Origin of the sequence: Synechococcus sp. CCY 9618, from assembly GCF_019038415.1 — a bacterium.
GTDB lineage: Bacteria > Cyanobacteriota > Cyanobacteriia > PCC-6307 > Cyanobiaceae > Cyanobium.
The window spans coordinates 1-19,901 of the sequence record NZ_JAFKRG010000055.1; the positions used below are offsets into that span (position 1 = coordinate 1).

Consider the following 19,901-nt stretch of genomic DNA (forward strand, 5'->3'; position numbering starts at 1 on the left):
CAGGGCCTGGGCCATGCGGCCCAGGCCCACCACGCCGAAGGCTTCAGACCATGGCATCCGAACGACCCCAGGCAGGGCTGGGAGCGGCGTCCTGCTGGTCGTCGACGGCTGGGGAGCGGCCGGAGACCACGGTGGGGGAAGCAGCTTCCTCGCTGCCGGCCGTGGTGACCGTGACGCAGCTGGGGGCGAACAGGAAAATGCTCTCTCCCACCCGCTCCTGGTGGCCATCAATGGCGAAGGTGCCTCCGGCGACGAAATCCACGGCTCTCTGGGCCTGATCCGGCTCCATCATCGTGAGATTGAGGATCACTGTCTTCCTCTCCCTGAGGGCCTGAATCGCACGGGGCATCTCATCGAAGCTGCGCGGCTCCATCAGGCACACTTCGGCGACGGCACTGGTGATGCCGGGCATGCCGATGACATTCGTGCCGGCGAAAGGATCGTCAGTGGAGAAATCGGAGCTCAGGGCAAGGGCCCCACTGCTTCTGCCCGCCGTTGTGGAGGTGGCGGGGGCGCCCATCTCACCGGGGTCGTAGTCCAGTTCGTCGTCGAAATCGCCGTCGAGATAGTCGTCGCCGGAGACGACGGCACGCAGGCGGGAAAACAACGACACGGAGCCGACCTCGGGAAGGATGCTTGGCCTTGAATAGCGTCCCACATCCCGGCCGGCAAGCACCCTCGGCATGTTCATCCCTGGATCGGACGCTGTCCGAAAAGGGCGCTGCCGAGCCGCACCCAGGTGCTGCCCTCCGCCACGGCCTCGCGCCAGTCGCCGCTCATCCCCATCGAGCATTCCTCCAGACCCAGGGCGTCGGCCAGATCCCGGCACTCCCGGAACAGGGTGCGTCGCTCCTCTGGGGTCAGGCCCAGGGGAGCGATCGTCATCAGGCCCCGCAGGCGCAGGGGGGCCAGCTGCTCCAGGGCAGGCTCCAGGGCCCGCACCTCGGCGGGGTCGAACCCGGCCTTGGCGGGATCGGGGCGGAACTTCACCTGCAGCAGGACGGCGGGGGCCAGGCACTCTTCGGCGGCGATCCGCTGCAGCCGCTGGGCCAGGGCCAGGCTGTCGACAGAGTGGATGGTGCCGAAACGGCGCAGCACCGCGCGGGCCTTGTTGGCCTGCAGCCGGCCGATGAAATGCCAGTCGAGGGCGGGCAGATCGGCCAGCTGGTCCTGCTTGGCCGCGGCCTCCTGGAGCCGGCTTTCCCCGAAGCTGTGCTGCCCCAGAGCTGCTGCCTGGCGCACCACTCCGGCCGGATGACCCTTCGACACCGCCAGCAGCCGGGTGCCGGACGGCAGTTCCGCCCTCAGGGCCTGCAGACTTCCGGCCAGGGTGGGCAGCGCCTCCGCCGGTGGCGGCAACGCCATCAGATGAAGGTCTGGTCGAAGAGCTGCCGCCAGCGGGCATGGGCCTCGGGCCCCTCGCGGCGGGAGCGGGCGAGATTCTGCTCGGCGAAATGGCGCGCATCCATGAGCGGAATCACCTCGAAATGGGCGCCGCGCTCCTGGAGGGTCACCAGAAAGAAGATGCGCTGGGCGTAAAGCGTGGCGTAGAGGTCGCGGCTGTCAGCCACCGGCGCTACCCGATAGAGCATCCCGAAGGTGGGGTGGTTCAGATAGCGCTCGGTGCTCACGTCTCCCTGCAGGCTGCCGCCATTAAAGGGCACCGACTTTCCAGCGCAGCGCCAGCAGGATCAGCAGGCCCACCACAGCCGCCAGGCTCGCCGCGGTGGGCGTGGCAGCGGGCTGATGCAGCCTCTCAGGCGGCAGCCACTGGCCGCCGCGGGCCATGAGGGCCTCGGCTCCCTGCTCGGCCCGCAACAGAACGTTGGCCAGGAGCCGCTCGCCCACCGCCAGCACCAGGGCGAGGCTGGCCTTCCAGCCCAGGCGGCGCAGACTCACGGCCCGGGTGGCAATGGAGCGCAGCAGGTTCTGCAGTTCCTCCTGCACCAGGGGAAGGAAGCGCAGGGAGAGCAGCAGCGTGAACCCCAGCCGCTCCACCGGCCACCCCAGGGCCCGGAAGGGCCGCAGCCACCAGGCCATGGTCCAGACCAGCTCTTCGGGCGTGGTGGTGAGCAGCAGCAGGTTGGCGCTGTGGATGACGGTGAACAGCAGGGTGGCGCCGTTGATGCCCAGTTCGGCGGAGCGGCGGGTGATCACCAGGGGGCCAACGGCCAATGGTCCTGCCTTCACGGGGCCCCAGCGCACCAGCTCCCACGACAGGCCGGCCCTCGACGGGGCGGGATCGCCCGGGGGGCCTGGGGCCAGCCGCAGTTCCCCGGGGGGACGCTGGAGGCTGGCCGACGGTCCCCCACCCGCCGGCAGCAGGGCCGCCAGCAGGCCCACCAGCAGGGCCAGGGCGATCAGCAGGGTCAGACTGCGGCGCCAGAGGCGCAGGGGCAGGCCGCTGAGGGCGGTGATCAGCAGCAGCAGGCCCACCAGGGCCAGGCGCCAGAGCGGCCCGGCCAGGATCGGCGTCACCAGGAAGGCCACGGTCCAGACCAGCTTCACCCGGGGGTCGAGGCGGCTCAGCCAGCTGCCGCCCCCTTCGCCGTCGCCGGACTCCACGTACTGGCCGATGGGAAGTTGCCGTAACCAATCCATTCAGGTCCAGTCCCCCGCCATGGCCCTCAGCCGCCCCTGCTCTGATGACGGGCCTGTTCCTTCTCGGCGTCGCGCTGCTGCTTGCCGCGCCAGAACAGACGCACCGGCGATCCCTCGAATCCCAGAGCCTCACGGATCTGGCGCTCCACGTAGCGGCGGTAGGTGTCGCCGAAGAGCTTGGGATCGTTGACGAACAGGGTGAAGCTGGGGGGCCGCGTGGCCACCTGGGTTCCGTAGTAGAGGCGCCCCTGGCGGCCGCCGCGGGTGGTGGGGGGCGAACGCCAGCGCAGGGCCTCCTGCAGCACCTCATTCACCACCGAGGTGCTCACCCGCCGTCGGTGCTGTTCCACCGCCACCGCGGCGATGGCGAAGACGCTCTCCACCCGCTGGCCGGTGAGGGCGGAGGTGAACAGCATGGGTGCCCAGTCGAGGAAGTAGAGCTTGGCCCGCAGCTCCTTCTCCATGGCGCTCATGGTGTGGCTGTCCTTCTCGATCGCATCCCACTTGTTCACGACCACCGCGCAGGCCCGGCCCTCCTCCTCGATCCGCCCGGCCAGCCGCTGGTCCTGCTCGGTGACGCCGTCGAGGGCATCGATCACCAGCACACAGACATCACTGCGCTCGATTGCCTTGAAACTGCGGGTGATGCCGAAGTATTCCGGTCCGTAATCCACACTGCGGCGGCGGCGGATGCCGGCGGTGTCGAGCAGCTTCCAGGTGTGACCCTCCCGCTCGAGGGTGGTGTCGATGGTGTCGCGGGTGGTGCCGCGGATCGGGCTGACGATGGCCCGGTTCTCACCGCAGATGGCATTCAGCAGGCTGGACTTGCCCACGTTGGGGCGGCCGATGATCGCCAGCTGGATCGGCTCGACCTCCTCTGTTTCGCTGGTGGCCGGCAGGAAGCTGATCACCCGGTCGAGCAGGTCGCCGGTGCCGGCGCCGTGGATGGCGGAGATCGGGTGGGGTTCACCCAGACCCAGGCCCCAGAAGTCGGCCGCCATCGCCAGGCCCTGGTCGGGGGATTCGCACTTGTTCACCCCCAGCAGCACCGGCACGGCCTGGCCCCGCAGCCATTCGGCGATGGATTCGTCGGCCGCGGTGACCCCCTGCTGGCCATCGACGATCACCACGGCCACGGAGGCCTCGGCCAGGGCCAGGTTGGCCTGCTCGCGGATCTCCGGCAGGAATTCGCTGTCGTCGTCGAACACCAGGCCGCCGGTGTCCACCACCCTGAAGCTGCGGTCGCCCCAGAAACCCTCCTGGTAGGTGCGGTCCCGGGTCACGCCGGGCTGGTCGTGCACGATCGCCTCGCGGCTGCGGCACAGGCGATTGACCAGCGTGGACTTGCCCACGTTGGGGCGGCCGATCACGGCGACGACAGGGAGCGCCAATCTGACTTATTCCTTACGACGGATGCGTTCCCTAGACCCTACAGAGGACCCGTCGGCTCATCCCACCGGCAGGTCGCCGGGATGGCCGGTCACCGGATCGCCCGGCGCTGCCAGCAGCTCCGGCAGGGGCCCCTGCTCGGGCAGCGCTTCGCCCCGCTCCGCCAGATGGGCCAGCAGCCAGCTCACGGCCGTGGCCCGGCGGGTGCGGCGGGGACAGAGCTCACCGATGCGGTAGCCGGCGAAGCCCAGCTGGCTCTTGAGCAGTTGCTTGTGCTCTGCAGGGATCGAGCGGGTAAGCCGCACGCTGGCGGGGCGCTCGGCGATCAGCTGGGGCGCCTGGGGGAACGCCTCGGCCCAGGCCGGCGGGGTGTCCGGTCCGGCCGCCCAGCCGGAGCCATCGGCCCGGGGCCGGTAGTCCAGCCGCCGCCAGACCAGTTGACAGACAAAGTGGTCGCTGGTGCGGTCGGCCAGCACCGCCTCCAGCAGGGCACGGCTCAGGGGAAAGGAGGCCTCGGCAGCTCCGGGGTCAGGGGTGGATCCGGCGGCAGCGTTCACGCGGGGGGACGGCATCCGAGAGTGGCCCCAGCATGCCCACTCCCCCCACACCGCTCCGCCTGGAAGGCAACGGCACCGACCGGCTGCTGCACTGCCGGGTGCTGCAGTCGCCCCTGGCCGGGGTGAGCGACGGGATCTTCCGGAGCCTGGTGCGCCGCTGGGCCCCCGACGCCCTGTTGTTCACCGAGATGGTCAACGCCACCGCCCTGGAGCTGGGCCACGGCGGCGCCAAGATGGCGGCCCTCGATGAGGATCCCGGGCCGGTCGGGGTGCAGCTGTTTGACCACCGGCCCGACGCGATGGCCGAGGCGGCGCGCCGGGCGGAGGCCGCCGGGGCCTGGCTGATCGACATCAACATGGGCTGCCCGGTGCGCAAGATCGCCCGCAAGGGCGGCGGCAGCGGCCTGCTGCGCCAGCCGGAGCTGGCCCTGCGCATCGTGGCGGCGGTGGCGGCGGCGGTGCGGATCCCGGTGACGGTGAAGACCCGGCTGGGCTGGTGCGACGCCAGCGCCGATCCGGTGGGCTTCGCGGTGGCCCTGCAGAACGCCGGTGCCCGGGCCCTCACCCTGCACGGCCGCACCCGGGAGCAGGGCTTCTCCGGCCGGGCCGACTGGGCGGCGATCGGCCGGGTGAAGGCGGCCCTGGCCATTCCTGTGATCGCCAACGGCGATATCACCGGCCCCGAGGAGGCCCGGCGCTGTCTGGCGATCACCGGCGCCGACGGGGTGATGGTGGGCCGGGGCAGCCTGGGGCACCCCTGGCTGGTGGGCCGCATCGCCACCGCCCTGGCCGGTGCCCCCCCGCCACCGGAACCCGACGGCCGCGCCCGCATCGCCCTGGCCGAGGAGCACCTGCGGGCCCTGGTGGCGGCCCGGGGCGACCAGGGCCTGCTGATCGCCCGCAAGCATCTGGGCTGGACCTGCCAGGGCTTCGCCGGGGCGGCGCGGCTGCGCCAGGCCCTGATGCGGGCCCCCAGCCTGGAGGCCGCCCTGGACCTGCTCCGCCGGGCCGATGCCGACCTGCAGGCCGCTGGCTCCGAGGAAGCGGAACTCAGCCGCCCAGGGCCATGCCCAGCAGATCCCGGCTGCCGCTGATCGCCTGCACCGCCAGCAGCAGGGCCGTCAGGAAGGCGGCACTCACGTGCAGGCGCCGCATCCGGGGAGAGCGCAGGGTCTCCGGGGCCGCCGCCATGGCGAACAGCAGCAGACCGCAGAGCAGCACACCGCTCCAGTAGTGGGATCCCCACACCGTCCCGTCCAAGGGGCTGCGGCCCAGGTGCCACAGGGCCGGCTGGCTGCCCAGGCCCAGCAGCCCGAACCAGCACAGCAGGGCGAAGCCGGCCCGCAGCATGGGGCCCTTCGCCCGCCACAGGGCCAGACAGCTCGCCAGGCAGCCGGCGCCGGCCAGCAGCAGGGGGAAGGCAGGGCCGCCGCTGCCCATCGCGTAGGTGGCCGCCATGGCGATCAGCACGGCCACCACCACGCCGGTGGTCAGCCAGCGGCCGTGGTCGGCGTGCTCCACCCCCACCGTGGGGGGCAGGGGGTTGATATCGAGGCGCCGCTCCCGGGCCAGGATCCCCAGCCGGATCGTGGCCCCCACCACCGGGTACACGAACAGGATGATCAGCACCGGATGCAGCAGAGCGAACCAGTCGGTGGCGGTCATCCCGGCGGATGGCATGGGCAGGGGCGGCGCGAGGGGCGATCCGTCATGGAAGCACCGCGGGCCACCCCTGGCGCACCAGCAGCAGGGAGAAGTAGGGGGCCTCGGCGGCAGGCACCGCCGCCGCCGGAGCGAGCTGCTGATCGGGCCAGCCGACCCGCCGGGCGAAGAGGGCCCCCTCCAGCAGACTGCGTTCCTCCAGGAGTTGCCGCACCCACGGCCAGCGCACCCCCAGCTTGAGCAGGGCCAGCACCCAGCCGGCGTCGGCCGCCTGGCCGAGCAGGGCCGCCAGGTCGCCGGGCTCGTCCGGAGTGGGGCGGATCAGCAGGCCCTCCTGCTGCAGCGCCAGGGGCCAGGCTCCGGCAGCGGCGGCGGCGGCCACGGCGCTGATGCCGGGGATCAGCTGCACGGTCAGGGCCGGATGGCGGTCCCGCAGGGCCAGCAGCACGTAGCTGCTGCTGGCGAACAGAGACACATCGCCTTCGCACAGGAGCACCACCGCCCGGCCATCGGCCACCTCGGCGGCGAGCCGGTCGGCGGCGGCGTGCCAGGCGAGCCGCCGCGGGGAGGCCGCTTCCACCATCGGGAACACCAGGGGCAGGCGGCGCTGGCCGGAGCCGAGGAAGGGGGCGGCGATGCGGGCCGCCATGCCCTCGCCCCCCTCGCGGGCCACGGGATAGGCCACGGTGTCGGCCGCTTCGATGGACCGCACCGCGGCGATGGTCAGCAGGTCGGGATCACCGGGCCCCACCCCCACCAGGGTGAGGCCGGCGGCGGCACGGTCGGCGATGGCGGGTCTCCCGGGTCAGGCCTTTCTAGGCTGAGCTTCTCCCGAACGTCCCGGAGTCCTGATGAGCCGTCTGGTGATCCGTGCCGCCGCCGGCGACCGCCAAAGCCCCTCCAAGCTTGCCAGCAGCGACGGGGTCGTGATCGCCCGGGAACTCGCCTCCCGGGGGGTGCGCTTCGAGCGCTGGGCCACGCCCATCGACCTGCCGGCCGGGGCCGATCCGGCCGCGATCCTGGCGGCCTACGCCGGCGAGATCGCCCGGGTGCAGGCCGGCGGCGGCTACCGCACGGTGGATGCCATCCGCCTCGGTCCCGACCACCCGGATCGGGCGACCCTGCGGACGAAGTTTCTGGCCGAGCACACCCACGCCGAGGACGAGGTGCGCTTCTTCGTGGAGGGCCGGGGCCTCTTCTGTCTGCACATCGGCGAGGAGGTGCTGCAGCTGCTGGCCGAGCGGGGCGACTGGATCGGCGTGCCGGCCGGCACCCCCCACTGGTTCGACACCGGCGAGCGCCCCGACTTCTGCGCCCTGCGCTTCTTCGACAACAGCGAGGGCTGGGTGGCCTCCTTCACCGGCGATCCCATTGCTGAGCGCTTCCCCCTGCTGGAGGAGCTGCTGGCCGCCGCGGCCTGAGGCGCCCCCGCCGGCGGGGCTGCCGGCGTCAGCTATGCATGCGGGGCTGGGCATGGAGGCTGGCCAGGATCGCTGCCTCCCGCTCCGCCAGCTCCCCCAGCCGTTCCGCCACCCGGGCCCGGGGCCAGCGCCGCTCGCACAGCACCCAGTACAGGCCGAAGTGGCGGGCCTCGCTGGCCAGGAGGTCGTTGTAGAGATCCCGCAGCTCCGGGTCAGGGCTGTGGGCGGCGAGCAGGGCCATGCGCTCGTGGCTGCGGGCCTCGATCAGGCCCGCCACCAGGAAGCTGTCGAGCAGGCGCTCCGGCTCGCCCCGCCGCACGAGGGCGGCCAGGGCGGCGCCGTAGGGAGGGGCCGCCAGGGCCCGCAGCGGCACCCCCCGGCGCTCCAGCAGGGCCTGGACCCGCTCGAAATGCTCCAGCTCCTCCCGGGCCAGGGGGCTGAGAACCGCCGCCAGCGCGCCATCGGAGGGATAGCGGAACATCAGCTGCAGGGCCGCGCCCGCCGCCTTGCGCTCGCAGTGGGCGTGGTCGATCAGCAGCAGCTCGGGATGGGCCAGGGCCTGGGCCAGCCAGGCGGCGCTGCTGGGGGCGGCCAGCCACTTCACCCGGGCCGCCGCGGCCGGTGCGCCGGGATCCTTCGCCAGGGGGGCGGCGCTCATGCCGCTGCCCGCAGGTGGGCCACCAGACCCTCGAGGCCGAGGCCGTAGCTGGTGGGGCCGAAGCCGCAGATCACCCCGAGGGCCCTGTCGGCCAGAAGGGAGCGGTGACGGAACCGCTCGCGGGCATGGGTGTTGCTCAGGTGCACCTCCACGAAGGGCAGGGCCACCGCCAGCAGGGCATCGCGGATCGCCACCGAGGTGTGGGTGTAGGCGGCGGCGTTGATGACGATGCCGTCGCAGGTGCCGGCGGCCTGCTGGATGCGGTCCACCAGGGCGCCTTCGTGGTTGCTCTGGAAGCAGGCGAGCTCCACTCCCAGGCCCGCGGCCTGCTGCCGCAGGGCCCCGTCGATGGCCTCCAGGTTGCTGCTGCCGTAGAGGCCGGGCTCCCGCTGGCCGAGCAGGTTGAGGTTGGGGCCGTGGAGCACGAGCAGGCGCATCGGGGGCAGGAAGGTCGGCTGGTAAGTTCTGAGGGTGTGGTTCGGGTCGGTGCCCGAGTGGTTAATGGGGGCGGACTGTAAATCCGCTGGCTCTGCCTACGTTGGTTCAAATCCAACCCGGCCCACCTTCCACATGCCCTTGTAGCTCAGCGGTAGAGCACTCCCTTGGTAAGGGAGAGGTCACGAGTTCAAGTCTCGTCAAGGGCTTAGGGATCCCGGTTCCCCTCAAGGGTGAGCCGGTCCGCCCAGATCCGCTGCGGCAAGGGCCATCAGGGACCCACGGTCGCCAGGATCCATGCCCGAGAATGCGGCACCCTTGGATCTTCGGACGGTCTGCTTGCCGCCCTCTCTCGCGTCCTTCGCCCTCGGCGCCCCGGCGCTCCTCTCCCCGTCCCTGATCACCAAGTCGTCCCTGTTCGGGATCGGCATCGCCTTCAGCCCACTGCACATCGCCGTGGTCACCCTGCTGCTGCTGGGCAGGGCCCCCCTGCAGCGAGCCATGGCCTACGTGGCCGGCTGGGCCGCCGCCAACGCCCTGGCCATCGTGGTGCTGATGGTGCTGGGGGAGGCCTTCTCCATCAGCCTCAGCCACGGGGAGCGGGAGCAGGTGCTGATCGATCTGCTGGGGGCCGGCGCCTTGGTGGGCCTGGGCCTGTACCAGCTCACTCCCCAGGCCAACATCGGCGAGGAAGGCATGGCCCTGCGGCTGATGAACCAGCTGCCCGACTTCAGCACCCTCACCCTGGTGCTGATCGGTGCCACCAGCGCCCTGCTCACACCGGAGAACCTGGTCTTCTATCTCAAGGAAGCGGGCCTGCTGCTGCTCAATGACCCCGGCCTCACCGCCGACGCCGAGGTGACCGGCCTGTTCACCCTGATGGCCAGCTCCCTGCTGCTGCTGCCACCCCTGGCCTGGCTGGTGAGCGGCGGGGCGATCCGGGCCCCGATCACCCGCCTGGAGGACTGGCTGCAGCACAAGGCCGAGTGGCTGGTGGGGGTACTGGCCCTGCTGCTGGGGGCCTACCTGCTCTACGAGGGACTCCACGGGCTGAACCTGCTCTCCAGCGTCGCCTGATCCGACGCCGGCAGCTCCACCTGAAAGCGGCTGCCCTGGCCGGCCCGGCCCGGCATCGTCCTGGGACAGCAGGGTCCGCATCGCCTCCGCCTCCGACGGCCAGCGGATCCCCCTCACGCTCGCCCCCCTGGACGCTCGGTGTCGAAGCCCGGACCCGCCGGGCAGGTCCTGCCCCCTGCGCTCCCCCTAGCGTCAAGGCCTGTTGCCGCGACGCTGCGCCGTCGCTTCCGCCGTGCGCCGGACGTGGCTGGCGATCGGTCTCGGACTTCTCTTCCCGCTGCTGGCCAGGGGGACCGCAGTGGCAGCCACCACGGTCTGCGTGCTGACGCCGCGGCTCTCCGTCACCAGCACGGGGGAGGTGCTGGCCCCGGTGCCGATCGGCGCTCCGACCCTGCTCAGCACCGACAGCCTCGAGGAGGTGCGGATCGAGGGCGGGGGGGAACTGCTCTGGCAGCGTCTGGCCAGGCCCGACCAGACCATTGACGGGCCGATCCCGTGGCCCCTGGCACCGATCCGCCCGGGCCAACGGCTGATGCTGATGCTGCGCCCCAGGGGCGTGGCCGAGGACGACTATGCCGTGATCGTTCTGGAGGGAGATCCGGCGGAGCGGATGGGGCGGGCCCAGGCGGAACTGGCCGGCCTGGGAAACGATCCCATCGCCTGGTGGACGACGATCCAGCAAGCGTTCGAGCGGGGGGACATGGGTCTGGGTCTCGCCCTGCTGTTCGCTTTCGACGGTCCCAGTTCCCCCCGGCTCGACAACCTGCGGCGCGCGGTGTTCATGGCCGGCTGCGGCGACACCGGGGGTGGCTCCCAGGGAACTCCCTCCTGGATCAGGGCGGCCATCCGCTGAGCGGGGCGGGGCAGGGCCCGGTGACAGGCCGGCGCGTGGGTGTCGGCGACTCTGCCAGCCTGGGAGGAAAGGGCCCTGCCCATGTCCGCCCCGGCCACTGCCGCCAGCCCTGGCCACACCCCACCGCTGCTGGCGGTGCCGCTGGACGCCATGCGCGAGCCGGTGGAACGGGGCCACACCCGACCCCTCGCCTGGCGGCTGGAGCAGCTGGGCCGCCTGCAAACCCTGCTGGAAACGGCCGCGCCTCTGATGCGGCAGGCCCTGGCCACCGATCTGGGCCGCCCCCCGGTGGAAGCCGAGCTGGAACTGGGAGCCCTGCGGCAGGAGCTCAGGCACACCCGGAGCCATCTGCCCCGCTGGATGGCACGCCGCCGACGCCGCCTGCCGCTCTGGAGCTGGCCGGGCCAGGGAGCGGTGGTGGCTGAGCCCCTGGGCTGCGTGTTGATCATCGGAGCCTGGAACTACCCCTTCGATCTCTGCCTCCATCCACTCCTGCATGCTCTGGCCGCCGGCAACGCGGCCGTGCTCAAACCCTCCGAGCACGCGCCGGCCTCGGCGGCCCTGCTGGCGGAACTCCTGAGGGACCATTTTCCCCCGGAGGTGGTGCAGGTGATCTGCGGCGACGGTGCCCTGGCGAGCCGGCTGCTGGAGGAGGAGCGCTTCGACCACATCCTCTACACCGGCGGTGAGCGTGTGGGACGGCTCGTGATGGCCGCCGCCGCCCGCCACCTGACGCCGGTGACCCTGGAGCTGGGGGGACGGAATCCCCTGATCGTGCTGGGGGACGCCGATCTCGCCACCGCGGCCCGACGGCTGGTGTGGGGACGGTGTCTCAACGCCGGCCAGACCTGCCTGGCCCCCAACCACCTGCTGGTGGAGGCCGGGGTTCGGGACGCCCTGGTGGCGGCGATCGCCGAGCAGACCCAACGCTTCTACGGCGACGATCCCCTGGCCAGTCCCGACCTGGGCCGGCTGGTGGGTGCCGCCCGTTTCGAGCATCTGGTGGCCCTCCTGGCCGGGGCCAGGCAACGGGGGCAGCTGCTGCTGGGAGGGCGAAGTGATGGCGCGGAACGGAAGATCGAGCCCACCCTGGCGGCTGTGGAGGATCCCCGCACGGATCCCCTGATGCAGGAGGAGCTGTTCGCCCCGATCCTTCCCATGCTGGCGGTGCGTGATCTGGAGGAGGCCCTTGGCCTGGTGCGACGCAGCCCCAGGCCCCTGGCCCTTTACCTCTTCGGCGGAGGCTCCGCGGAGCGCGAGCGGGTGCGGGCGGGCAGCAGCTCCGGCAGCCTGGTGGTCAACGACGCGGTGGTGCAGGGCGGCATGGCCAGCCTGCCCTTCGGGGGCGTCGGTCCCAGTGGTCTGGGGGCATACCACGGGGAGGCCGGCTTTCTCACCTTCTCCCACCAGCGCGCCGTGATCAGCCGCCCGGCGTGGCCCGATCCTCCCATGCGCTACCCCCCCTATGCGGGCAAGCTCGGACTGATCCGAAGCCTGATGGGCTGAGGGCCGGCGCAGCGGGGATCTAAAGCCCCGTTCTCAGCCGGCCTTCACTTCAGCTTTTCCCGGCAAATCGCCCCAAGGGGGGCTGGGCGGCACGGGGGATGGACCTTAACGTGCGCTCATCTATCCCTAGTGCCCATGCGCCGCCCTCTCCTCGCCTTGGCTCTAGCCATGGTGTTGCCGCTGCCGGCTCTGGCTGCCGAAGTGACCGTCAAGCCCGGCGAGACCCTCTCCGAAATCGCCGCTCGCTACAAGGTGAGCGTCTCCACCCTGATGAAAGTGAACGGGATCAGCGATCCCGATCTCGTGGAGGCCGGCCGGTCCCTCACTCTGCCGGGGGGCGCGGTGCGCAGCCGGGCGGCCGGCGGCAGCATCACCGTGGCCCGGGGGGAAACCCTCTCAGAGATCGCCGAACGCCATGGGATCACGGTCAGCCGTCTGATGCAGCTCAACAGCCTCAGCAAGGCCGATCACATCGAAGCCGGCCAGAAGCTGGTGGTGCCCTCCTCCGGCGGCCCGAGTCCATCCTCCGCGTACAACCGCAAGGCCTCCCAGCATGTGGTCCGCAGTGGTGAGAGCCTGTCGGTGATCGCCGATGGCTACGGCGTGCCCCTGAAGCAGCTGATCGCCATCAACCGCATCAGCGATCCGAACCACGTGGAAACCGGCACCCGCCTGCAGCTGAAGCCGGCCGCCACACCCAAGCCGGCCAGCAAGCCCACCCCGGCAGCCAGCAAACCCGCTCCGGCCCCTGCCAAACCCGCAGCCGCTGCACCCAAGCCAACCCCCACCGCCGCCAAGCCGACGGCCACGCCGGCGGCGAGCCCGGTGGTCGCCAAGGCCACGCCCGCACCGGCCCCCAGCCCGAAGCCCGCCACTACGGTCGCGGCAGTCCCCCGGCCGGCCTCCACGGCGACCGCCACCCCCGGCAAGCCCGACTGGCGCAACTACGGCCCCCTCCAGGTGGACTGGGCCAACTGGCAGCCGATGGGCGGCAGCATGGTGGCGCCCACCCTCAATGCCCAGGGCGAATCGCTCTATCTGGCCGTCAACTGCAGCGCCCGCAAGCTCAACGCCACCAGCCAGGCCGGCCAGTGGAAGAGCTGGGATGATCCCCAGGCTGATTTCGAGCAGCAACTGGTCACCGACCTGTGCAAGAGCCGGAGCAGCTGACCCTCCGAACAGGAGCCCTCTGGCGAGCGGCCGGCCTCACGGCCGGCCTCAGGCGGCCCAGCGCAGGGGCCAGGGATCCCTCAGATAGCTGCGGCCCACCGGACGCAGCCAGAGACGCTGGGCGCCATCGTCGCTCTCGCTGATCAGTTCCTCCTGCACCAGTCGGCGGGCCAGCCAGGCCCAGCGCTCCTCGGGGCTGCCATGGGCACCGGCCAGGTCCTCGGCGAGGCTGCGCAGGTCGCGTCCGCTGCGCGCCTCCAGGGCCGTCAGCACGACGGACGCTTGCTCGGCCCAGTCGCTGCAGGAGGGTGCCGAAAGGCAGTTGTCGCAGCGGCCGCAGGGAGCGGAGATCTCTCCCACCGCCAGCAGCAGGATCTGCTCCCGGCATCCCTCCCCTTCTGCCAGCGCCTCGATCCTCCGCAGCTGCTGCTGGGCCAGCTCCAGGCGCTGGCGCTCCAGCAGCCGCTGCTCGGGCGGCAACTGCTGGCCGGCGGAACGCATGGCCCAGCCCAGACTGGTGCGGTCGCCGGGATCGAAGAGCACCAGGCAGCGGGCCGGCAGTCCATCGCGGCCTGCCCGGCCGGACTCCTGCAGGTAACCCTCGGCGCTGGCGGGCAGATCCAGGTGAAGCACCAGCCCCACGTCAGGCCGGTCGACCCCCATCCCGAAGGCCACGGTGGCCACCAGCACCGGGGAGGGGTGCTCCTGGAAATGGCGCAGGGCCAGCTGGCGGCTCTGGGGATCCATGCCCGCGTGGTAGGCGATCGCCTCCACCCCCGCCGACGTCAGACGGGCGGCCCACTGCTCCACCGAGCGGCGCGTGCGTGCATAGATCAGCACCGCCCCGCGGGCCTCGGCAATCGCCGCCGCCACCTCCGCCAGGGGGTCGGCCGGCCGCCGCCGCATGGTGTAGGCCAGGTTGGTGCGCCGGGCCGAGCGCACCTGCACCAGGGGCCGCCGCAGCTGCAGCAGTCGGATGATGTCCGCCCGCACCTGGGGCGCGGCGGTGGCGCTGAGGGCCACCAGGGGCACCCCGGGGCAGAGGGCCCGCAGCTGGCCCAGGCGGCGGTAGTCGGGGCGGAAATCATGGCCCCAGGCGCTGATGCAGTGAGCTTCGTCCACCGCCAGGGCCACCAGCCGGCCGGTCTCGAGGCCGTCGTCGAGGAGCCGGCGGGTGGCCTCCGCCTGGAGCCGCTCCGGCGCCAGATACAGCAGCCGCAGCCGGTTGGCCTCCAGCCGGCGCTGCAGCTCGCGTCGCTCCGCCTGTTCCAGGCCCCGGTGCAGGCAGGCCGCCGGAATGCCCCGCGCCTGCAGCTGGCTCACCTGGTCCTGCATCAGGGCCACCAGCGGCGAAATCACCACCACCAGGCCCTCACGCACCAGAGCGGGGAGCTGGAAGCAGAGCGACTTGCCGGCCCCGGTGGGCAGCACTGCCAGGCAGTCTCGACCGGCCAGCAGGGCCTCAACAACGGCCCGCTGGCCGGGGCGGAAGGCCTCCCAGCCGAAGTGGCGCTGCAGACTCTCTGTGAGGGGATCGGCCCCCAAGCTGACTCCACCTCTGGTACCCCCCGACCCTAATGCCCACCAGATGTGGTGGCGTACCGGCGTCTTGCCCCGCCTCGGCCTTCCCGGGAAGAACCCCTCTCAGGGCAGCGCCGGCGGCTCCAGCTGATCGGGGGATTCCTCCACCAGCTGGAGCCGCACCCGCTTGCCTCCGGCCAGCTCCCCCAGGGACACCCGCAGGGTGGTGCCGCTGAGGCTTTGCAGAACGGTGAGCAGTTCCCGCAGGTGGGGCGTGCTGCTGCCGCTCTCCACCCAGAGCCGCTCCTGCAACCCTCCCAGGCGGCGCCAGCTGGTGTGGAGCTTGAGCACGGCGCTCTCCAGGACCTGAGCCTGGCCGACCGCGTCGGCCAGCAGGCCCAGAGCATCGAGGCGCTGGGCCTCCTGCAGGGCCTTCTCCAGATCCAGATCCCCCTGCTGGAACGCCCGCACCGCCAGTCCGGCCTCGGCCGCCCTGCTGAGCCAGCGGGCGGTGAGGGTCACGTCCTTCACGCGCTCCAGCTCCGGCTCCTCCCGCAGCACGCGGCGAAGGTCGTCCTGCTGGTCTTCCGGCAGCTTGGCCAGTTCCCGCACCAGGGGCGCCACGGCCCGGGGCGGCAGCAGGTTGTCGGCGGTGCGCTGGCGGATCTCCTCCGGCAGCAGGGGGCTGGTGGCGGCGGTGAACTCGTCGGTGAGGCGTCGCACCTGTTTACGGGTGATCTGCTGGCCCTCGTTGGCGGCCTCACTGATCATCTGCTGCACCTCGGGATCGGCCTGGGCCGTCTCCAGGAAGGCCCGTTTGGAGAAGTTGTTGACGCTGCCCTCCTCCAGCAGCCCTCCCCCTACCAGCCCATCGGCCGAGTCGGCCAGCTGGATGAGGGTGTAGGCCCGGGTCTTGCTGATCTCCCGCTCCCTGAGCCACTGCAGGAAGCCGGTGCCGCGGCCCTCACCGCCGCGTCGTTCCCGATCGCGCACGGAGCGCAGGATCCTCCCCCGCCAGATCTCGGTCTGGAGATCGAAGCGGTCGCAGACAGCCCAGGCCTCCTCCAGGCGGGCCAGGAACTCCAATGTGCTCAGGCTGTCGCTTTCCGGATCGGGCAGATCCAGGCTCAGCAGCGGGGCCTCGGGGAGGGCCATGGACGGGACCATCGGCGCGGCCGGCGAGAGGTGCGGGGATGCTGCCACGGACCCGGCAACGAACCGTGACATCACAGGGGCAGGGGTCGGTGATCGCCGGTAGTGTCGCTGCGCAGACCACCCGATCTTCCAGCCCAGCGATGGCCATCTCCCGCGGCGACAAAGTACGGATCAAGCGTCCGGAGTCCTACTGGTACAACGAAGTGGGCACCGTGGCCTCGGTCGACACCTCCGGCATCCGCTACCCGGTGGTGGTTCGCTTCGAGAAGGTGAACTACAACGCCTACAGCGGCGTCGACGGCGGTATCAACACCAACAACTTCGCCGAGAGCGAGCTGGTCAAGGCCTGAGCCTCCTGCCCCGGCCGGATGCGGTCCGGACCAGGCAAGGACCTAGCCTCCTGCCATGCCCGAGCTTCCGGAGGTCGAAACCGTTCGCCGCGGACTTGAGCAGCAGACCTCCGGTCTCGTCATCCACCGGGTCGAGGTGCTCAGGGCCCGTGCCATTGCCAGCCCCGAAGAGCCCTCAGCCTTCTGCGAGGCCCTTCGGGGCCTTCGTGTGGGCGGCTGGAGACGGCGCGGCAAGTACCTCATCGCCGACCTGGTGGATCCCACCCCCGGCGCCGGCGGGCGCCCTGCCGGCGTCTGGGGAGTTCACCTGCGCATGACGGGTCAGTTCCTGTGGCTGGACAGGGAGCTGCCTGCCTGCAGCCACACCCGGGTCCGGGTCTGGAACGCCTCCGGCGAGGAACTGCGCTTCGTCGATACCCGCAGCTTCGGCCAGATGTGGTGGATCCCGCCCGGCATCGCCACCGACGCGGTGATGACGGGACTGCGGCGCCTCGGCCCTGAACCCTTCGCGCCCGGCTTCACGGGGATCTATCTGCAGGAGCGGCTGAAGGGGTCCCGCCGGCCGATCAAGAACGCCCTGCTCGACCAGTCGCTGGTGGCCGGGGTGGGCAACATCTACGCCGACGAGTCACTGTTCGGCGCGGGGATCCGTCCCCAGACGCCCAGCGGCGGACTCAGCCTGGCTCGGCTGGAGCGCCTGCGGGAGGCCCTGGTGGAGGTGCTTGAAGCGAGCATCGGCGCGGGGGGCACCACCTTCAGTGATTTCCGCGACCTGCGTGGCACCAACGGCAACTACGGCGGCCAGTCCTGGGTGTATCGCCGCGGCGGCGAACCCTGCCGTCGTTGCGGCACCGCCATCCGACGCGAGAAGCTGGGAGGACGCAGCAGCCATTGGTGCCCCATCTGCCAGAACTGATGAACTCATCAGAGGTTTTAGGCACCGGCCAGCGCGCCGGTGCGGCCCAGGCCCTCTGCAGGGCCATGGCGGCGATTCATCGGCGGGGCTGGTGCGATGGCACGGGCGGAAACTTCAGTAGCGTGCTGGAGCGAAGCCCCCTCGCCCTGCTGATGGCTCCCAGCGGAGTGGACAAGGGCTCGGTGGCGCCCGACAGCCTGATCGTGGTGGATGAGATCGGCGCGGTGATCGCCGGTGAGGGGCGGGCCAGCGCCGAGACCGCTCTGCACTTGGCGATCGTGAGCGGCACGGCAGCCGGAGCGGTACTGCACACCCACTCCCAGGCCGGCACCCTGCTCTCTGAACACTATGCGGCGGAAGGGGAGCTGGAGCTGCGAGACCTGGAAATGCTCAAGGGGCTGGAAGGGATCCGCAGCCATGCCACCAGAGTGGCCCTACCGGTACTCGCCAATGATCAGGACATCTCCCGCCTCAGTGCCCTTGCCGGGCCCCTGCTACCCGCCGCTCCCCATGGCCTGCTGATCGCTGGACACGGTCTCTATGCCTGGGGAGCGGATCTCACCATTGCAGTGCGCCATCTGGAGATCCTGGAATTCCTGCTGGAACAGCATTGGCGTCAACTGCTGCTGGCAGCACTCGCCCCGCCCGTACGGCAATGAAGACCGGTATTAGTCACTACCTGCTGGACATCGAAGGCACCACCTGCCCCGTGAGCTTCGTGACGGGCACCCTGTTCCCCTACGCAAGCGATCAGATGGGCGCGTTCCTCGAGCGAAATCAACACCAGGATCGGGTTCTGAAGCTGGTGGAGGAGTTGGAGGAGGAATGGAAGGACGACCCCCATCCGGAGGCCGTGGCCTTGCGGGCCGAAGCCCCAGACGAATGCGTACCTTGGCGCGTTCTCCCCTACCTGCACTGGCTGATGGCTCACGACCGCAAGCTCACGGCGCTCAAGGAACTGCAGGGGATGGTGTGGGAGCAGGGCTATGCAAGTGGCGAGCTTGTGGGGCCCCTCTTCAGCGATGTGCCGGCTGCACTGCGACGCTGGCGGGCGGCAGGCAAGGTGCTGGCCGTTTATTCCTCAGGATCGGTGAAGGCCCAGCAACTTCTTTATCGGCACAGCAACGGCGGCGATCTGGGAGAGCTCTTCAGCCATTGGTTCGACACACGCTGCGGACAAAAGCAGACCAGCGCCAGCTACACCGCCATTGCCGCAGCCATGGCAGTGGAACCTGATCGCATCCTCTTCATCAGTGACACTGTGGGGGAATTGCAGGCCGCCACCGACGCCGGGATGAAGGTGCTGTTCAGCCTCAGGGAGGGCAATCCCCAATCTGATCCGGGGGCGTTCACAAGCATCATCAATTTCAATGAGTTCTGCTCTGATTAAAGAATCAGGTCACGGCCAAAGAGACGAGATTCACGGCCATAAAGTGTTTATGCTATAATGATATGCGAAGATTTAGCAAGTTGAGTTTATGCGATTGCATGCAACCGAAACCCGCACGAAGAAACATTCACCATTCCAGCCACTGTCCTTTCAGACACTGTCGATTTTCAAGCAACCCTTTTCAGTTGCCGTGGCACTCATGGCTGGCGTCGCCGTGAACCAGGCGCCAATGGAAGCTTCCGTCACCATTGACATCGATAATAAAGTCGCAACGTACGCCAATGACGGAGACTCCGGCTACTACATCAAGGATGATTCCGGCTCGCAACGTGTGCAGACCGACAACGTATTCAGAATGCCTGTCGGCACAGACGGTCGGCCGCGGTGGGAGCGGTGCACTCAAAAGCCCTGCACCAAGATTCCCACGCCACAGTCCGCACCGGGAGCCAGCGGAGAGACGGCTCGGCGGCGGCTGACTCGAGCCGAATCCTCTTCCGTTGATCGATGGTTCGATGTAGGCAGTGCATCAGACAACATGTCAGACCAATCGGTCAAGCAGCAGGATATCGCTGCCATCACAACACTCCGGGAGAGGATGCAACAGACTCTGAATCTTCTCAATACGGCTCAGCCCAACACACTCAACCAAGCATTCGTGCCGCTGATGAAAGCCTATCCAGCAGCAAATGCCGCTGAAGGTAATCATCCGCTGGTGCGCAGTGCTGAGAGAGCCATTGCCCTCAAGGAGTCCTTGACAACCTTCTGGCAGCTGCGATCCAGAACTACCGCAAGCGTGGCGGGAATGCAGATGGTGAGCTGCCAGATGATGCAACAAGGCGTGGATAACTTCAATAGCGCTGCGGGCAAGAAGGCTGTCAGCTATACCGAACAGAAGGCACCTCTGTCCTTGCTGGGCCTGAACAGCTGCCTCTACCAGACGGGAGTTGAAGCTTCCATGCTCGACTATCTTCGCAACCAGGTGGAGCAGGCCATCACGGTCGAGACGTAAGAACGTCGAGACGCAAGAACCTAGTGAAGGCTTGACCAGCAGACCGATTGCTTGAGATCGATTCAGCCAACCACGTCAAGTATCGGTCTGCAGGAACCATAGACACCCCCAGCGGCCAACAAAAAAGCCACCCGTTCGGGTGGCTTTTTGTCCAGTCCCCCGACACTTGGCCGGGGATATGGAGAAGTTTTACCTGGCATCGAGCTATTTTTGCAGGGGGCTACCCCCCAA

The 19,901-nt window shown here is 69.9% G+C and carries 23 protein-coding genes and 2 tRNA genes; 13 read left to right on the top strand and 12 right to left on the bottom strand.

Going from position 1 to position 19,901, the window contains the following annotated elements; all coding sequences use genetic code 11:
• Positions 1-43 precede the first annotated feature (43 nt).
• The 6 genes from KUG41_RS14250 to KUG41_RS14275 form a co-directional block, all read right to left on the bottom strand.
• The gene (locus KUG41_RS14250) at positions 44-613 is read right to left on the bottom strand and encodes a cell division protein SepF (protein ID WP_216904878.1); all 570 of its coding nucleotides are present in this window, start codon (positions 611-613) and stop codon (positions 44-46) included.
• Positions 614-687: 74 nt separating this feature from the next.
• Positions 688-1,365: a YggS family pyridoxal phosphate-dependent enzyme gene (locus KUG41_RS14255; RefSeq protein WP_216904879.1), complete on the bottom strand. Its 678-nt coding sequence runs from the start codon at positions 1,363-1,365 to the stop codon at positions 688-690.
• Entirely contained in the window at positions 1,365-1,631 is a 267-nt protein-coding gene (locus KUG41_RS14260; protein WP_216904899.1) for a PipX family protein, read from the bottom strand. Before KUG41_RS14260 ends, KUG41_RS14255 begins: the two co-directional genes overlap by 1 nt.
• A gap of 22 nt (positions 1,632-1,653) precedes the next feature.
• Entirely contained in the window at positions 1,654-2,601 is a 948-nt protein-coding gene (locus tag KUG41_RS14265) for a CbiQ family ECF transporter T component (RefSeq protein WP_216904880.1), read from the bottom strand.
• Between the two features lie 26 nt (positions 2,602-2,627).
• Entirely contained in the window at positions 2,628-3,992 is a 1,365-nt protein-coding gene (der, locus tag KUG41_RS14270; protein ID WP_216904881.1) for a ribosome biogenesis GTPase Der, read from the bottom strand.
• 57 nt (positions 3,993-4,049) lie between these two features.
• Entirely contained in the window at positions 4,050-4,562 is a 513-nt protein-coding gene (locus KUG41_RS14275; protein WP_216904882.1) for a DUF1823 family protein, read from the bottom strand.
• Between the two features lie 17 nt (positions 4,563-4,579).
• Here KUG41_RS14275 and dusB point away from each other — a divergent pair, with 17 nt between their 5' ends.
• Complete coding sequence (gene dusB / locus KUG41_RS14280) at positions 4,580-5,641, top strand: tRNA dihydrouridine synthase DusB (protein WP_216904883.1); 1,062 nt, start codon at positions 4,580-4,582, stop codon at positions 5,639-5,641.
• Here the strand turns inward: dusB and KUG41_RS14285 are convergent.
• Entirely contained in the window at positions 5,598-6,227 is a 630-nt protein-coding gene (locus KUG41_RS14285; protein WP_254217320.1) for a DUF4079 domain-containing protein, read from the bottom strand. The two genes, dusB and KUG41_RS14285, sit on opposite strands and share 44 nt — an antisense overlap.
• 28 nt (positions 6,228-6,255) lie before the next feature.
• A complete protein-coding gene (cobI, locus tag KUG41_RS14290; protein ID WP_216904884.1) occupies positions 6,256-6,966 on the bottom strand; it encodes a precorrin-2 C(20)-methyltransferase in 711 nt (236 codons plus the stop codon).
• 94 nt (positions 6,967-7,060) lie between these two features.
• Between cobI and KUG41_RS14295 the strand changes: the two genes are divergently transcribed.
• Entirely contained in the window at positions 7,061-7,630 is a 570-nt protein-coding gene (locus KUG41_RS14295) for an acireductone dioxygenase (protein WP_216904885.1), read from the top strand.
• A 28-nt stretch (positions 7,631-7,658) separates the two neighbouring features.
• On the opposite strand, the gene KUG41_RS14300 is transcribed toward KUG41_RS14295, so the two are convergent.
• A complete protein-coding gene (locus KUG41_RS14300) occupies positions 7,659-8,288 on the bottom strand; it encodes a tRNA-(ms[2]io[6]A)-hydroxylase (RefSeq protein ID WP_216904886.1) in 630 nt (209 codons plus the stop codon).
• Positions 8,285-8,725, bottom strand: coding sequence for a type II 3-dehydroquinate dehydratase (aroQ, locus tag KUG41_RS14305; protein ID WP_216904887.1), 441 nt, complete (start codon positions 8,723-8,725; stop codon positions 8,285-8,287). The genes KUG41_RS14300 and aroQ overlap by 4 nt, the downstream gene beginning before the upstream one ends.
• Positions 8,726-8,768: 43 nt before the next feature.
• On the opposite strand from aroQ, the gene KUG41_RS14310 reads away from it, so the two are divergent.
• The 6 genes from KUG41_RS14310 to KUG41_RS14335 all read left to right on the top strand — a co-directional run bounded on the left by KUG41_RS14310 (position 8,769) and on the right by KUG41_RS14335 (position 13,329).
• Positions 8,769-8,850: transfer RNA gene (locus tag KUG41_RS14310), tRNA-Tyr, on the top strand.
• Between the two features lie 10 nt (positions 8,851-8,860).
• A tRNA-Thr gene (locus KUG41_RS14315) sits at positions 8,861-8,932 on the top strand.
• Positions 8,933-9,062: 130 nt separating this feature from the next.
• Positions 9,063-9,800, top strand: coding sequence for a GAP family protein (locus KUG41_RS14320; protein WP_216904888.1), 738 nt, complete (start codon positions 9,063-9,065; stop codon positions 9,798-9,800).
• 202 nt (positions 9,801-10,002) lie between these two features.
• Complete coding sequence (locus KUG41_RS14325) at positions 10,003-10,653, top strand: hypothetical protein (protein ID WP_216904889.1); 651 nt, start codon at positions 10,003-10,005, stop codon at positions 10,651-10,653.
• A gap of 81 nt (positions 10,654-10,734) precedes the next feature.
• Complete coding sequence (locus KUG41_RS14330; protein ID WP_216904890.1) at positions 10,735-12,159, top strand: aldehyde dehydrogenase family protein; 1,425 nt, start codon at positions 10,735-10,737, stop codon at positions 12,157-12,159.
• 135 nt (positions 12,160-12,294) lie between these two features.
• Positions 12,295-13,329 carry a LysM peptidoglycan-binding domain-containing protein gene (locus KUG41_RS14335; RefSeq protein ID WP_216904891.1) on the top strand — a complete coding sequence of 345 codons (1,035 nt, stop codon included), beginning with the start codon at positions 12,295-12,297 and terminating at the stop codon, positions 13,327-13,329.
• A gap of 48 nt (positions 13,330-13,377) precedes the next feature.
• Here KUG41_RS14335 and KUG41_RS14340 read toward each other — a convergent pair whose 3' ends face one another.
• Together KUG41_RS14340 and KUG41_RS14345 are read right to left on the bottom strand one after the other, a co-directional pair.
• A complete protein-coding gene (locus tag KUG41_RS14340) occupies positions 13,378-14,874 on the bottom strand; it encodes an ATP-dependent DNA helicase RecQ (RefSeq protein WP_216904892.1) in 1,497 nt (498 codons plus the stop codon).
• 99 nt (positions 14,875-14,973) lie between these two features.
• Positions 14,974-16,017, bottom strand: a complete 1,044-nt coding sequence (locus KUG41_RS14345; RefSeq protein ID WP_216904893.1) for a hypothetical protein — start codon at positions 16,015-16,017, stop codon at positions 14,974-14,976.
• 128 nt (positions 16,018-16,145) lie between these two features.
• Between KUG41_RS14345 and KUG41_RS14350 the strand changes: the two genes are divergently transcribed.
• The 5 genes from KUG41_RS14350 to KUG41_RS14370 all read left to right on the top strand — a co-directional run bounded on the left by KUG41_RS14350 (position 16,146) and on the right by KUG41_RS14370 (position 19,670).
• Positions 16,146-16,355: a photosystem I reaction center subunit IV gene (locus KUG41_RS14350; protein WP_216904894.1), complete on the top strand. Its 210-nt coding sequence runs from the start codon at positions 16,146-16,148 to the stop codon at positions 16,353-16,355.
• Between the two features lie 55 nt (positions 16,356-16,410).
• A complete protein-coding gene (locus KUG41_RS14355; RefSeq protein WP_216904895.1) occupies positions 16,411-17,271 on the top strand; it encodes a DNA-formamidopyrimidine glycosylase in 861 nt (286 codons plus the stop codon).
• Positions 17,271-17,930, top strand: coding sequence for a methylthioribulose 1-phosphate dehydratase (gene mtnB, locus KUG41_RS14360; RefSeq protein WP_216904896.1), 660 nt, complete (start codon positions 17,271-17,273; stop codon positions 17,928-17,930). The genes KUG41_RS14355 and mtnB overlap by 1 nt, the downstream gene beginning before the upstream one ends.
• Positions 17,927-18,661, top strand: a complete 735-nt coding sequence (gene mtnC / locus KUG41_RS14365; protein ID WP_216904897.1) for an acireductone synthase — start codon at positions 17,927-17,929, stop codon at positions 18,659-18,661. The genes mtnB and mtnC overlap by 4 nt, the downstream gene beginning before the upstream one ends.
• Before the next feature lie 88 nt (positions 18,662-18,749).
• Entirely contained in the window at positions 18,750-19,670 is a 921-nt protein-coding gene (locus tag KUG41_RS14370) for a hypothetical protein (protein ID WP_216904898.1), read from the top strand.
• Positions 19,671-19,901: the final 231 nt, after the last annotated feature.